Source organism: Cupriavidus sp. (genome assembly GCF_057315035.1).
This window is the reverse complement of sequence record NZ_DBHKYV010000011.1, coordinates 116635-129895: the sequence shown is the minus strand read 5'-3', so window position 1 is coordinate 129895 and position 13261 is coordinate 116635. Positions and strand designations below refer to the sequence as shown.

The 13261-nt window shown below is 66.2% G+C and carries 14 protein-coding genes; all 14 read right to left on the bottom strand.

Annotated elements, in window-relative coordinates:
- Window positions 1-32: 32 nt before the first annotated feature.
- From ACO550_RS16255 to ACO550_RS16190, 14 genes are read right to left on the bottom strand one after another with little or no spacing between them, the layout of a single operon-like run.
- The gene (locus ACO550_RS16255; RefSeq protein WP_315592859.1) at window positions 33-1262 is read right to left on the bottom strand and encodes a beta-ketoacyl-ACP synthase; all 1230 of its coding nucleotides are present in this window, start codon (window positions 1260-1262) and stop codon (window positions 33-35) included.
- A complete protein-coding gene (fabG, locus tag ACO550_RS16250; protein ID WP_315592858.1) occupies window positions 1259-1990 on the bottom strand; it encodes a 3-oxoacyl-ACP reductase FabG in 732 nt (243 codons plus the stop codon). The genes ACO550_RS16255 and fabG overlap by 4 nt, the downstream gene beginning before the upstream one ends.
- Window positions 1987-2472, bottom strand: coding sequence for an ApeP family dehydratase (locus tag ACO550_RS16245; protein ID WP_315592857.1), 486 nt, complete (start codon window positions 2470-2472; stop codon window positions 1987-1989). The genes fabG and ACO550_RS16245 overlap by 4 nt, the downstream gene beginning before the upstream one ends.
- A gap of 2 nt (window positions 2473-2474) precedes the next feature.
- Window positions 2475-3665 carry a beta-ketoacyl-ACP synthase gene (locus ACO550_RS16240; RefSeq protein ID WP_315592856.1) on the bottom strand — a complete coding sequence of 397 codons (1191 nt, stop codon included), beginning with the start codon at window positions 3663-3665 and terminating at the stop codon, window positions 2475-2477.
- The gene (locus tag ACO550_RS16235; RefSeq protein ID WP_315592855.1) at window positions 3662-4258 is read right to left on the bottom strand and encodes a DUF3261 domain-containing protein; all 597 of its coding nucleotides are present in this window, start codon (window positions 4256-4258) and stop codon (window positions 3662-3664) included. Before ACO550_RS16235 ends, ACO550_RS16240 begins: the two co-directional genes overlap by 4 nt.
- The gene (locus ACO550_RS16230) at window positions 4255-5484 is read right to left on the bottom strand and encodes a tryptophan 7-halogenase (RefSeq protein WP_315592854.1); all 1230 of its coding nucleotides are present in this window, start codon (window positions 5482-5484) and stop codon (window positions 4255-4257) included. Before ACO550_RS16230 ends, ACO550_RS16235 begins: the two co-directional genes overlap by 4 nt.
- A gap of 24 nt (window positions 5485-5508) precedes the next feature.
- Window positions 5509-7854 carry an MMPL family transporter gene (locus ACO550_RS16225; protein ID WP_315592897.1) on the bottom strand — a complete coding sequence of 782 codons (2346 nt, stop codon included), beginning with the start codon at window positions 7852-7854 and terminating at the stop codon, window positions 5509-5511.
- 1 nt (window position 7855) lies between these two features.
- Window positions 7856-8488 carry an outer-membrane lipoprotein carrier protein LolA gene (locus tag ACO550_RS16220; protein WP_315592853.1) on the bottom strand — a complete coding sequence of 211 codons (633 nt, stop codon included), beginning with the start codon at window positions 8486-8488 and terminating at the stop codon, window positions 7856-7858.
- Window positions 8485-8901, bottom strand: coding sequence for a YbgC/FadM family acyl-CoA thioesterase (locus tag ACO550_RS16215; protein ID WP_315592852.1), 417 nt, complete (start codon window positions 8899-8901; stop codon window positions 8485-8487). Before ACO550_RS16215 ends, ACO550_RS16220 begins: the two co-directional genes overlap by 4 nt.
- Window positions 8902-8932: 31 nt before the next feature.
- The gene (locus ACO550_RS16210; RefSeq protein WP_315592851.1) at window positions 8933-9931 is read right to left on the bottom strand and encodes an LpxL/LpxP family acyltransferase; all 999 of its coding nucleotides are present in this window, start codon (window positions 9929-9931) and stop codon (window positions 8933-8935) included.
- Window positions 9928-10677 carry a glycosyltransferase gene (locus ACO550_RS16205; protein WP_315592850.1) on the bottom strand — a complete coding sequence of 250 codons (750 nt, stop codon included), beginning with the start codon at window positions 10675-10677 and terminating at the stop codon, window positions 9928-9930. The genes ACO550_RS16210 and ACO550_RS16205 overlap by 4 nt, the downstream gene beginning before the upstream one ends.
- The gene (locus ACO550_RS16200; RefSeq protein WP_315592849.1) at window positions 10674-12425 is read right to left on the bottom strand and encodes an ApeI family dehydratase; all 1752 of its coding nucleotides are present in this window, start codon (window positions 12423-12425) and stop codon (window positions 10674-10676) included. Before ACO550_RS16200 ends, ACO550_RS16205 begins: the two co-directional genes overlap by 4 nt.
- Complete coding sequence (locus ACO550_RS16195; RefSeq protein ID WP_315592848.1) at window positions 12418-12975, bottom strand: hypothetical protein; 558 nt, start codon at window positions 12973-12975, stop codon at window positions 12418-12420. Before ACO550_RS16195 ends, ACO550_RS16200 begins: the two co-directional genes overlap by 8 nt.
- 7 nt (window positions 12976-12982) lie before the next feature.
- Window positions 12983-13240, bottom strand: coding sequence for an acyl carrier protein (locus ACO550_RS16190; protein ID WP_029050926.1), 258 nt, complete (start codon window positions 13238-13240; stop codon window positions 12983-12985).
- Window positions 13241-13261 lie beyond the last annotated feature (21 nt).

The window sequence follows — 13261 nt, the reverse complement described above, 5'->3', positions numbered from 1 at the left end:
CAAGAAACGCTAGAAGCTGGGAAACAGCAACTTCAGTGGGTCCAGCGACGGAATACCAGCGAGGTATTGATGCCGCCGAACGCAAAATTGTTACTCATCACATACTCGGTGTCGAGCCTGCGCCCTTCGCCGATGATGTAGTCAAGCGACGCACAGCGCGGATCCGGGTCCACCAGGTTCACGGTGGGCGCGAACCAGCCATCGCGCATCATCTCGATCGTCATCCAGGCCTCCAGCGCACCGCACGCCCCGAGCGTATGGCCCAGGTAGCTCTTGAGCGAACTGATTGGCACATTGGGCCCCAGCACCGCATGCGTGGCGTGCGACTCTGCAATATCGCCATGATCGGTCGCCGTGCCATGCGCATTGACGTAGCCAATCGCGCTGGCCTCAAGATTGGCATCCTCGAGCGCCAGGCGCATTGCCACGGCCATGGTCTCGGCCTGGGGCTGCGTCACGTGCGCGCCATCGCTGTTGGTACCGTAGCCGACAATCTCGGCCAGGATGCGCGCACCACGCGCCTGCGCATGTTCGAGCTCCTCGAGCACCAGCGTACCTGCGCCCTCGCCCAGCACCAGCCCGTCGCGGTTCGCATCGAACGGCCGCGGCGTGGTTTCCGGTGCGTCATTGCGCGTGCTGGTGGCGAACAGGGTGTCGAACACCGCGGCCTCGGTCGCATCGAGCTCTTCACCGCCGCCCGCCAGCATCGCAACCTGCTTGCCGGCGCGAATCGTCTCGAACGCATAGCCAATGCCGTGGCTGCCCGACGTGCATGCGCTCGACGTCGTCAGGATGCGCCCCGTGATGCCAAAGAACACGCCGATATTCACGGCCGTGGTGTGGGGCATCATGCGGATATACGTGGTGGCGCTGATGTCCTCGGTCGAACGCTCGCTCATCATGCGCCCGAAGTCCTGTATCGCCGACGGCGTGCCCGTGGAAGACCCGTAGGCAATGCCCATGCGCCCACCCGTGACCAGCGGGCTGCCGGCCAGTCCGGCATCGGCCAGCGCGGCTTCGCTGGCCAGCACGGCCATCAGCGACACGCGCCCCATCGACCGCGTCAGCTTGCGCGTGTAGTGTGGCGGCAGCGTGAACGGCGGCACTGGTGCGCCCAGGCGGGTATTGAGCCCCCTGATATCGTCCCATTCCGGCATATGCACGACCGCATTGCGGCCGCTGGCCAGGCGCTCGCGCACTGTAGCCCAGTCATTGCCCAGGGCGCTGACCGCGCCCGCGCCGGTTACGACAACCCGCTTCATCCGAACATCCCCCCGTTCACCGAAATTACCTGCCGTGTAATGTAACCGGCATCCGGCGACAACAGGAAGGCCACTGTGGCAGCTACCTCATCCGGGGTACCCATGCGGCGCGCCGGAATCATCTTCAGCGCCTCTTCACGCACGTGTTCCTCGATCATTTCGGTATCGATCAGGCCGGGCGCCACGCAATTGACCGTGATCTGACGCTTGGCCAGTTCGATCGCCAGCGCCTTGGTGGCCCCGATGATGCCGGCCTTTGCCGCGCTGTAGTTGGTCTGGCCGCGGTTGCCCACCAGCCCCGACACCGATGACAGCGTCACGATGCGCCCCGGCTGGCGCCGTTGCACCATCGGCATGACCAGCGGATTCAGCACGTTGTAGAACGCATCGAGATTGGTATGCACCACCTCGTCCCATTCTTCGCCGCTCATGGCCGGAAACGCCGCGTCTCGTGCCAGGCCAGCGTTGCAGACCACGCCGTAGTAGCAGCCATGCTCCTCGACGTCGGCCAGCAGCACGCGCGATGCCACTTCGCGCTGCGCGATGTCGAATGCCAGCACACGTGCATTGCGGCCAAACGCGCGTACGGCGTCGGCTACCGATTCGGCTTCCTCGCGGCGCGCGCGGCAATGCACCACCACGTCGTAGCCGTCGCGCGCCAGGCGCAATGCAATGGCGCGGCCAATGCCGCGCGAGGACCCCGTGACGAGCACGGTCTTGTTCGTCATGCCTGCTGCCCCTGGAGAAACGCCTGCGCATCGGCAGGCTGGAATACGGAAACATTGGCGCGCGCAACGTCGCGCCCATCCAGTGCCAGCGTGCAGGCAAACATGCCCAGACCGTTGTCACCGGTCAGTTCCACCTGCACGGAAATCGTCAGTTCGCTGCCGGCCGGAAACGCCGCCACGTCACAGCTATAGCGGCGCGAGCCCAGCAGGAAGCCAATGCCCGGCGCGCGCCCCGCGGCGCGTTCGCGCACGCCCGCCCATGCCGCGATGGTCTGGGCCATGTACTCGATACCCACCCACCCCGGCATGCCGGCTTCGTCGACAAACAGTTGCGTGGCCCGCACGGTGGCTCGCGCCACGCACATCGTGTCATCGGCCTGCAGCAGTTCGTCGATCAGCCGCATCGCGCCAGCGTGCGGCACCACCTCGGCCACCGGTGGCAGCGCAGGTCGATGATTCGATAACGGTTCGGACGTATTCATCTTTAGCCCTCGCCCAGCACCAGCACGCTGTTGCTGCCGCCGAATGCAAAGGAATTGCTCATCACATGCCGCACCGGGCGGCCCAGCGACTCGTCGGCGCCCACCACATGCAGCGCAGGCAGCGATGGATCGGCAGCGCCATCCCACCAGTGCGCCGGCAGGCGGCCGTGCGGATTGTCGGTAAGCGTCAGGTACATCAGCGCGGCCTCCACCGCGCCAGCCGCGCCGAGCGTATGGCCGGTCTGGGGCTTGGTGGAACTTACTGGCACATCGACGCCAAGCAGATCGGCTACCGCGCGCGACTCCATCGCATCGTTCTGTTCCGTGGCCGTGCCGTGCAGGTTCAGGTAGTCGATGTCGCCGGCCCGCAGGCCGGCGCGCGTGAGCGCCTGCTGCATCGCGGTACGCGCCCCCGCACCGCCAGGGTCGGGCGCCGACATATGGTGCGCATCCGACGTCTCGCCCCATCCGGCCAGCCGCACCGGCCCGGCTTCGCGCGACATCAGGAACAGTGCCGCACCTTCACCAAGATTGATGCCGTGCCGATGCGCGGACAGCGGATTGCAACGCACCGCGCTGACCGATTCGAGCGAGCGGAATCCGGCGATCGTAAACGCGCACAGCGTGTCGACGCCTCCCGCGATGGCAACATCGACAATTCCCTGCTCGATCAGGCGCGCCGCGGCGGCAAGCGATTTCGCGCTGGACGAGCATGCCGTGGAAATCGTATATGCCGGGCCAGCCACGCCCAGTGCCAGCGCCAGGTATTGCGCCGGCGAACCCAGTTCCTGCTGGCCATAGTGGAAAGCGGCCGGCCATGCGCCGGTGCTGGCGCGCTCGCGCACGGCAACCTCTCCGTCACTGATACCCGAGGTACTGGTGCCAAGCACGATGGCCACGCGCTGCGGACCCACGCGCGCAATCGCGGCCTCCACTGCCGGACGCAGCGCGGCCAGGGTCCGGTCCAGCAGCGCGTTGTTGCGGCTGACTAACCCCGGTGCAACGCCCGCGGGCAGATCGGTGGCGGCAATTGGCTCGCGCACCGTGCCCAGATGCAATGGCATGCCCGGGGTGTAACGGTCGGTGGTTTCGCCACCGCTCGGACCATCGGTACGCCACAGTGCGGCACGCACGGCATCGCCGCCGCTGCCGAGCGCGCAGATCACGTTCATCGCGTTCATGTAGATCGTCATCGCGCCTCCCCTTGCCCCTGCAGTGTGCGAATCGTTAGCCGGTAGCCGTCGCGGCGTTGCACGAATACCGTCGTCCGCGCATCCGGGTAGCGGATCTCCGCCACCACCTCGTCGCCGGCCAGTAGCTGGCGCATGCCGGACGAGGCATCCACGCGCCACCCCGCCGGCAGCGCCGCCTGGATGGCCGCAACCGGCCACAACGACAACTGCAGATCACTGAGGATACGCTCGGGCAGCAGCTCCGGGGGTGCCCACGGCGCACGCGTCACGCGCAGATCCTTGCCGTCCCAGTCCAGACGCGCCAGAACCTGCCCGCCCGCCACCGCGGCCAGCCGCGTGTGCGCGGCATCTGCCTCCAGCAACGCCAGCATGTCGCGCGTCTGCTCGCCTTGGGGCGACGGATATTGCACCGTGATCTGCTGCTGCAGGTTCAGCGTCTTGCCCAGCGATGCCGGCGGCAGCCGCAGCAGTGGCGCGGCAGTTGGCGCGGCAACGGCGGACGGTGTGTTGCCTGCAGGCGGCACAACCGATGCACACCCGCCCAGTACCGTCAGCGATACCAGGCAAGCGGCCAGGGAAGATCGAAAACTCAAACCGTGCAAAGCTGCTCCAGGACACTGAGACGCCGTTTCGATTCGGCCACGAATGGATTCTTGCGATCCCACGCGTAGCCAGCCAGGATTGCCGAGATCATCTGGCGGATTTCGGGTGTCGCGTCGGGATGGAAGATCACCTTCTGGAATCGGCCCTCGTACCAGGCCTCGACGAACGTGCGGAAACAGTCGACGCCAGCCTTGAGCGGTTTGGCGTAGTCGGCGTCCCAGTCCACCGTTTCACCGGCCAGCTGGCGCGCCACGCATGCGGTTGCCAGGCTGGCCGACTTGAACGCAATGGTCACGCCCGACGAGAACACCGGATCGAGGAATTCGCCGGCATTGCCCAGCAGCGCGTAACCACTGCCCCACAGCGAGCTGACATTCGCCGAGTAGCCGACGATCTGGCGCGCCGGGGTGTCCCAGTTCGCGTCCTTGAGCACGCTGGCCAGGTGCGGTTCTTCACTGACCAACTGCTTGAGCTTGGCCATCTCGTCGCCGGGATAGCGGTCCAGGAAGGACTTCTCGGCCACCACACCCTGCGAGCAACGTCCATTGGAAAACGGGATGGTCCAGTACCAGACATCGACATGCTCGGGATGCACGCTGATCAGGATCTTGTTGCGATCGAAGCTGCCGACAGGAATGTGGTCTTCCACGTGCGTGAAGATTGCCGAGCGCACCGGGAAATTCGACGGCGATTCCAGCTTCAGCAGGCGCGGCAGGATACGGCCAAAGCCGGAGGCATCGAGCAGGAACTTCGGCTGCACCGCGTAGGCGTTGCCGTCCGGATCGCGCACGGTTACCACCGGCTGTGCGCCACTGACGTCCACGGCTTCCACCACATGGCGGAAGCGCACTTCGGCGCCCTGCTTCGCGGCCTCGCGAATCAGCACGTCGTCGAAGTGGGCGCGCTGCACCTGATAGGTCGTGCCCCAGCCTGGCGAGAACTTGTCGCGGAAGTCGAACTCGGTATGGCGGCCGCCACGCGAGAACGCCGCGCCATTCTTGTACTGGAAGCCTGCCTCGACCACGGCCTGCAGCATGCCGGCCTCTTCGATGTACTCCATGCTCTGCGGCAGCAGGCTCTCGCCGATCGAGAAACGCGGAAACGTCTCCTTCTCGATCACGAGCACCTCGATGCCGCGCTTGCGCAGCAGGCCTGCCGCCACCGAGCCCGCCGGGCCGGCGCCCACGATCAGTACATCAACCTGTTCCGTCTTCATCTGGATCAACCCTGTTTCATATTGTTATTCGATAGCTGGGGCAGCCGGCCTGAACCATGGCGAAAGCACCCAGACCGCACCCACACCGGAAAGCATGGTCATGCCAAACGCATGCAGCGCCGGCGTCGACGACAGTGCCAGCAGGCCGAACGCCAGCAAGGTGCTGGCCGCGCCGAGCACGATTGCCGTCCATGACACGCCGTCGCCAGGATGCTCGAGCAGGAAGATGCCGTAGTCCACTCCCACCCCCAGCAGCAAGGCCAGCGCCAGCACCGAGAACAGCTGCAACGGTACGTGCAGCCAGCCCAGCACCGCCACGCTGAATGCCGCCGCCAGCAGCGTCGGCACCAGCGCACGCCATCCGGCACGCCCGTAGCGCCAACCCAGCAACAACGCCACGCCCGCCGCGCCGGCCAGCAGCAACCAACTCATCAGCACCCGATAGTGGTGCAGCAACCCGGACAGATCGGCAATGCGATCGACCCATTCCGCGCCTTGTACCTGATTGACGGCCTCGGCAATGCCCGGCATGACGGCCGGCTTGTCGAGCCCGCGCAGCAGCATCACGCTGGCGTAGCCACTGCCTTCGCGGTCGAGCCACAGATGGCGCAGCGTGCCCGACACCGGGTGCGCAAGCCATGCCGACAACGCCAGCACCGCACTGCCATCGGAAGCATCCGGCGCGGCAATGGTGCCGCCCAGCGCCTTGGCCACCCGTTGGCGCACGGCAACTTCCTGGCGGTCGGCCAGCGCCGCATCGGCACGCTGACGCGCGGCCGATGGCACCCAATCGGAGACGGCCACGAAGCCTTGCAGATCGCCGCGTTGCATCGCGTCGGCCAACCGGGCCTTGACGGCTTCCTCGTTGGCCAGCACCGCGTCAGGCGTAGCGCCGCGCACCAGTACGAACTGCGCGGGGCTCGGCGTGCCCAGCAGGCGTCCGGCCGTGCGTTGGGCCTCGATCAATGCCGGCGGTGAACTCTGCAATTGCCGCACATCATCGACGATATTCACCTGCCAGACACCGGGCACGATGAACAGCGCGAGCGCGGCCAATGCCAGCCAGGTGTTTCGGTCATTGCGCACACGCGGCCAACGCGACAGGCTATCGGCGAGCCAGGTCGACAACCGGGTCTGGCGCAGCGTGCCGCGATCAAGCAGCGGGAACCAGAACACCACGGTCAGGAACGCCGCCACCAGTCCCACCGCAGAGAACAATGCCATCTGACGCAGCCCCGGGAACGGCGCGATGCCAAGCGCCAGGTACGCCACCACACTGGTCAGCAGCGCCAGCGCCATGCCCGGCAGCAGGAAGCGCATCACCGAAGGCGGTGTCGCACGTGCCATCGCCTGGCGCGTGACAAAGTAATGAATGCCGAAATCTTCGGCCACGCCCACCAGGCTGGCGCCGAACACCAGCGTGATCAGATGGACCTTGTCAAACACGATGGCCGTGGCGGAGATCGCCGCGGCCGTGCCTACCAGCAGTGACAGTCCTACCAGCACGATGGGCCGCAACGAGCGGAACGCCAGCCACACCAGCAGCAATACTGCCGCCAGCGAGCCCCAGCCAATCACGTTCATCTCCCAGTTGGCCTGTGCGGCCGCGGCTTCGGCATGCAGTGGAATGCCGGCGGCGATCACCCGCACGCTGGCATCACCTTGCTTTGCCGCCGCCTCGGCTGCCTTGAGCAGGTCACCATATTCGGTATTGCCGCTGACCGAGAAGGCGGGCCTGGTGATCTGGTATGACAACAGCACCCATTCCTTGCCATCGCCCGACAGCGTGGCCAGTCCGTCGCGCTCATGCACACGCGTGACCGCTGCACGCGACAGCCACCAGTCTTGCCACAAGCCGAGCGGATCGGCGGCCCAATCCGTCAGGCGCGGGCCGGTCGACAGCTGGTAGAGACGCGTCAGCGCCTGCTGCGCGAGTGCATCGGGATTGGCGTCCTGCAACTGCCGGCGCTGGGCATCCGTCAGCAAGCGGTCGCGCCATGGCCGGTAGAACGCCAGCGCGGCGTCGAAGTCGAATGCATCGATCTTGTCGACCGGCTTGAGCAGATCGGCCTGACGCGCCGTGGTCGCACCAAAGCGTTGCGCCGCCGCGCGCGTGCGCGCCCAGTCGTCGCTGCCCACCAGCACCACCACCTCTTTTGCCACCCCATCGGCCAGGCGCCGCAGCACACGGTCGGCGGTAGCGGTACGCTCGCTGGTCGGCAACAGCGCCATGACATCGGTGTCAAGCCGCGATGCGCGCCAGAACTGGAACTGGTGCACTACCAGCGCCAGCACCAGCACCAGCCAGCCAATGGCCAGCCAGCGTTCCAGCCGTGAGAGTCCGCTGCGCATCGCAACGCCGCCTGCCATATCACTCAAAGCGCTGCTCCTCGGCCGCGCTGAGCTTGTCTGCCGCTGACGGGTCGATCATGCGCACCACGGTGCTGTCGCCACTGCCCTCTTCCAGCCGTACGTTACGCACGAAGCGGTCGCCGGCCAGTTCGATTCGGGTGAAGACGCGCCGCATACCCGCGTCGAGCGGCGTCAGCACAAGCGTCCAGCCAGCCTTGCCGACCAGCTTGCCCTTTACATCGAAACGCGCCTGCAGACTGCGCAGATCGCCACGCAGCACGGCAATCATCGACTCGCCCACCACACGCATCGCTGGCTGGCTGTCTGCCTGCATCTGCTGCTGCACCTTGCCATCCGCACCGCGCATCACCAGTTTCTCGGGCGTCACCAGCAGGCTCGACGGAAACGGGTCACGCGTGTTCCATACCACGCCACGTCCGCGCGCCAGTACGAAATCGCCGCGCGACACCAGCGGATTGCTGAAGCCCGCCAGCTTGCGGGTCTGTTCGAACTGCCCGTGAATCACCGGTGCATCGACCAGCCGCGCCGCCACGCCACCAAGCAGGTCTTCCGCATGTACCGGCACGGTCCCAAGCAATGCCAGCGCCATGCCACCAGCGGCCAGGTGCCGCAGCATGTGCCGGCGCTTCAAGGTTGTACTCCCAGTTTCTCGAACAGGATCGGCGGGCTCACGTAGAGCATTTCCTGCGTCTTCATGTCCACGGCCACCTGGATCGAATAGCCCTTGGTCAGACGCTGGCCCGACGCCGCATCGCGGATCTCGTACTCGATCTTGAGCCGGTTCTCCCATTCGGTAATGCTGGCGTGGACCTCGACCGCCTGCCCGTAGACCAGCGGCCGCACGTACTTCACGCGCAGGTCCACGACGGGCCATGCAAAGCCCGAGTCGCGCATCTGCGGGTAGTCGTAGTCGATCTTCTGCAGCAACGCACAGCGCGCCACCTCGAAATAGCGAATGTAGTTGCCGTGCCAGACCACGTTCATGGGATCGAGGTCGTGAAAGGCCGGCGTCAGTGTGATGGCGTGATGAATGACTTGGGACATGGCGGTTCAATGGGGCCGGGGAACGCCGCCACTACGGCTGGCGTGCGTCCTGGCGGCCGGTACGTACCGGCTCGTCGGCCCAGAATTCATAGAAGTTGAACCAGTCGAACGGCGACTGCACGACCAGCGCCTGCAGCCATGCGGCATACGAGGTGGCCAGCGCGGTCAGCGCCGCTTCGCGGTTAGCCCGTGGGAGCGATACTTCGCGCGCAAGTTCCGTAAAACGAAGCAGATGGCCGTTGCCATGCCGCACACAACCCATCGCATACAGCGGACAGCGCATCAATGACGCCAGCACATAGGGCCCCACCGGGAAGCGCGCCGGCGCGCCCATGAATGGCACCCGCACCGCGCGTCCGCCATGCGCGGGCGCGCGGTCGCCGGCAATCGCCACGAACTCGCCAGCCTGTACCTTGCTGGTCAGTTCGAGCGCCGTGGCGGGGGAAATATCGTCAACCTGGTACAGCTGCACCCCCGATTTCGGGTCGATACGCGACAGGATCCGGTTGAAGCGCTCCGCGTGCGCGGTGTGCACCAGCACGGTCAGGCGCATGCCGTTGCGCTGGTTGGCCAGCACGCGGCACAGTTCCAGGCAACCCATATGCGCGGTCATGATGATGCCGCCCTGCCCGCGCGCGATCTGTTCCAGCAATACCTCGTTGCCTTCGCGGATGACATTGCCAAAGCGGTAGCGGCCGCCGATGGCCAGCAGCTTGTCCAGCAGCGTATCTGCGAACGAAAACAGGTGCCGCAGCGAGTGGCGCCACGTGGGGCGTGTGCCTATGGTGCCGGCGGTCTGCTCGACGCGGGTCAGGAAGTCCAGCGACGAGCGCCGTGCCAGCGGATGGGTCAGCCAGTACCAGGTCACCACCGGATACACGACCAGGCGGAACAGCGCGCGGCCAAACAGGCGATACAGGAAGTACAGGCACCATACGCCCCAGACGCAGGTGACCTCGCCGATGGCGCTCCAGTGGCGCGATGGCACCGGGCGCGCGGCGCTGGCCGGATTCGGGCTGGCCGGATTCATGCTGCCACCTTGCGCCACAACAGGCGCGGCATGCGTATCACCATGCCAAAGAACAGCCGGGTATGCATGCGCGAGATCAGCACGTTGTCGCGCCAGGCCTGGAAGTGCGACACCCCGTCGGACGGATACGTAACACGCGTAGGCACGTTGACGATGCGCACGCCGCGCCAGACCAGATGCACCAGCACCTCGGTATCGAACTCCATGCGCCGGCCCAGGCGTTGCTCGCGCATCAGCCGGGTGACCGCCGCGAGCGGATAGACGCGCAGCCCGCACATCGAATCGCGGATCTGGAACGAGAGCGTGTTGATCCATACCCACACATGCGTCAGGTAGCGCGCATAGAGCCGATGGCGCGGCACCGATTCATCGTAGACCGGATGGCCGCAGATCATCGCCGCGGGATCGGCCTGTGCCAGCTTCACAAATTGCGGAATGCAATCGGCATCGTGCTGGCCATCGGCATCGATCTGCAAGGCGTGCGTATATCCAAGTTCAGCCGCCGCGGAAAACCCGGCCATGATCGCGCCGCCCTTGCCCTGGTTCTGCGGCAAGCGCACCAGCTGGATTCGCTCGGGATGGGCGCTGGCGATGTCGCGCAGCACCTGCTCGCAGGCGGGGCTGCTGCCATCGTCGACCAGCAGGCACGGCAACGGATGCTTGAGGATGGCCTCGACCATGGCGCCAATCGCGCCTTCGTGGTCGTAGACCGGCACCAGTACGACGGGTCGGAACGCGGCACTCATGGGGTTGGAGATTCGGGATGAAAAACGATCTTGCCGCTGGCGTGCGGACCCGCCTCGGACGTAAGGCGGAAGCCCAGCACACATGCGTCGGGCTGCCAGGTCAGCGCCATCCGCACCTTGGTGCCAGGGCGGATCACCGACTGGAACTTGAGCGTATCGAGTCGCGCGAAGCGGTCGCGCGGCGGTACGCCGAGCTTTTGCGGCGCCAGCGCCATGACCCAGTCCACCTGCGCCACGCCGGGTACGATCGGCGTACCCGGAAAATGCCCGTCGAATACCGCGAGGTCGTCGGCCACATCGAGTTCGGCCGTGGCCGAGGCGTGGTCGCCTTCGAGCCACTGCACGGGCGGTAGCGTACGGCGGAACACGTCGCGCAGCATGCTTTCGGTAGTCTTGCCCTGCGCGTTGCAAGGCAGTGCCTGCAGACAGGCCCAGCGGCGCGGCAGCGCCACCGCATCGACAGCCTCGGCCAGATGCCTGCGCAACGCGCTGGTTACCGCACCACGGCCACTGGCATCGAACAACGCCTGCCCGGCTTCGCTCAACACGACTGCCGCAGCCACGCGCATGCCCACATCGAGCTCGATCAACACCACGCGTGCCTCGCGCACCAGGCCGGACGTGCCAAGGCGCTGCTCGATCTGCGTCAGCGAAATGCGCTTTTCCTCGATCTTGACGATGCGGTCGGCACGTCCGGCCAGCACAAAGCTGTCTGCCCCGGCGGGCAGCGCACGGTCGGCGCAAACGTACCAGTCATCGTCAGCCAGGTGCGGCGAGCGCACCGCGAGGTAACCGTCCTGCAGACGCCACGCGATACCGGGCATTGCGGTCCAGCGATCGGCCTGCACCGCGCGCTGGCGCCAGGCGATGCCACCGGTCTCGGAACTGCCGAATACCTCGATTGGCGAGCGGCCCATGCAACGCAGCGCGTCGGCCGCTGCCTCGGGCGGCAACGGGCCGCCGGATGAGAACACGGCCTGCAGCACCTGCTGCGAAGCGGACCAGTCCAGCGCACCAGGAATGCGCTTCAGGTGCGCCGGGCTGCTGACCAGCACTGCCGGGCGGCCATCGGACTGGCATGCGGCCACCAGTTCCTCATGAAACGCGAGCCGCGTGGCCGGCATCGGCCGCGACGCGGCCAGCGGCCAGAGTACGGTGAACAGCAGGCCGTAGATATGCTGGTGCGACACGGTGCACAGCACGCGCACATCGGAGGGAAAACGGTGGCCGAAAGCCTGCTGCAGCGTATGCACCTCGGCATCGAGCTGCGCCAGACGCTTGTCGATGGCGGTCGGCTCCCCGGTCGAGCCCGAGGTAAACAACGTGACCCATGTATCGTGCGTCGCCAGTGCGGGCCATGCCGACGCATCGGCGACACCCTCACGGTCGTCGACCGGCATCAATCCGTCAGGAAACTCGCCGGCCATGCCATCGCTCTGCGCGCGCAGCGCAGCCAACGTTTCGGCACGGATATCGCCGGGCAGCAACACTTGCTTGCCCGCATACCACGCGCCAAACAGCGCGGCAGCGAATTCGGCGGGATCGTCGAGATAGAGCGCCCAGCGCCGGCCCGATGCCGCCGACAGCGCGCGGCGCCAGGCCGCGGCGCGTGCCACGAAATGTTTCGCATCGATGGTCGACTGGCCACCGCCTGATACCACGGGGCGCACATCACCGCTTGCAGCGCGCACCGCCAGCGCCGCCATCACTCCACCCACGCCGGTCCACACCGGCATTTGTTCAGCCATGACCATTCTCCGCGCGCCGCGCCATCACGCGCTGACGCACCAGCCATTCCCCGGCAAACATTGCACCAATCAGGCCATAAGCAATGGCCCCGTTATAGATTGCCCAGATCCGGTCGCTCGCCACGAAAGCGGTGACCGCCGCAATCGTGCCGTTGCAAACAAAGAAGACGCACCACGCCTGCGTGACGCGACGCGTGTAGGCCACCCCACTCGGCGGCAGATCCGGCTCACGCAGCCTGGCGAGCCGCTCCACCAGCGTGGGCGGATGGCGCAGGGTCCAGCCAAACACGCCGAGCATGGCCAGGTTGACCAGCACCGGGTACAGCTTCAACGGCAGCGCATGGCCCGAAGCCATCACCACGATGGCCAGGCCCGCGGCCAGCAGCGCCATCGCGCGCCAACCCGCCTGCCGGCTGGTGCCCGCGCGCAGCAGCGCGAGCGCCACCAGCGCCAGCGCCATCACGCGCGGCGAGAAATGCTGCAACCCGAGGTAGATCACTACCGGGTAGGACAGTGTCAGCAGTCCCAGCCCCCATTTGCGCCAGGCCATGCGCGCGTCAGGCGGTCGCTGGCGAATCGATCAGCAATGCCAGCGCCTGCACCACGTCCTGCACGGTGCGCACGGACTTGAACTGCTCGGGCTTGAGCGGTTTGTTCAGCATCGGCTTGAGCTTGACCAGCAGGTCCACCGCATCGATGCTGTCGATGTCGAGGTCGTCGTAAAGTCGTGCCTCGGGTGTAATGCGCGCAGGGTCGATCTCGAAGGTTTCCTCGAGAACCGCGGCCACGCGCGCGAAAATTTCGTCGTGAGTCATGTTCTGGCTCCGTGTCTTGCG

What these genes read in the sequence shown, in the direction of transcription:
- ACO550_RS16210 (WP_315592851.1), bottom strand. Translation starts at nt 9,931, where the DNA reads ATGAATCCGGCCAGCCCGAATCCGGCCAGCGCCGCGCGCCCGGTGCCA.
- ACO550_RS16245 (WP_315592857.1), bottom strand. Translation starts at nt 2,472, where the DNA reads ATGAATACGTCCGAACCGTTATCGAATCATCGACCTGCGCTGCCACCG.
- ACO550_RS16205 (WP_315592850.1), bottom strand. Translation starts at nt 10,677, where the DNA reads ATGAGTGCCGCGTTCCGACCCGTCGTACTGGTGCCGGTCTACGACCAC.
- ACO550_RS16200 (WP_315592849.1), bottom strand. Translation starts at nt 12,425, where the DNA reads ATGGCTGAACAAATGCCGGTGTGGACCGGCGTGGGTGGAGTGATGGCG.
- ACO550_RS16240 (WP_315592856.1), bottom strand. Translation starts at nt 3,665, where the DNA reads ATGACGATCTACATGAACGCGATGAACGTGATCTGCGCGCTCGGCAGC.
- ACO550_RS16230 (WP_315592854.1), bottom strand. Translation starts at nt 5,484, where the DNA reads ATGAAGACGGAACAGGTTGATGTACTGATCGTGGGCGCCGGCCCGGCG.
- ACO550_RS16195 (WP_315592848.1), bottom strand. Translation starts at nt 12,975, where the DNA reads ATGGCCTGGCGCAAATGGGGGCTGGGACTGCTGACACTGTCCTACCCG.
- fabG (WP_315592858.1), bottom strand. Translation starts at nt 1,990, where the DNA reads ATGACGAACAAGACCGTGCTCGTCACGGGGTCCTCGCGCGGCATTGGC.
- ACO550_RS16255 (WP_315592859.1), bottom strand. Translation starts at nt 1,262, where the DNA reads ATGAAGCGGGTTGTCGTAACCGGCGCGGGCGCGGTCAGCGCCCTGGGC.
- ACO550_RS16190 (WP_029050926.1), bottom strand. Translation starts at nt 13,240, where the DNA reads ATGACTCACGACGAAATTTTCGCGCGCGTGGCCGCGGTTCTCGAGGAA.
- ACO550_RS16215 (WP_315592852.1), bottom strand. Translation starts at nt 8,901, where the DNA reads ATGTCCCAAGTCATTCATCACGCCATCACACTGACGCCGGCCTTTCAC.
- ACO550_RS16225 (WP_315592897.1), bottom strand. Translation starts at nt 7,854, where the DNA reads ATGGCAGGCGGCGTTGCGATGCGCAGCGGACTCTCACGGCTGGAACGC.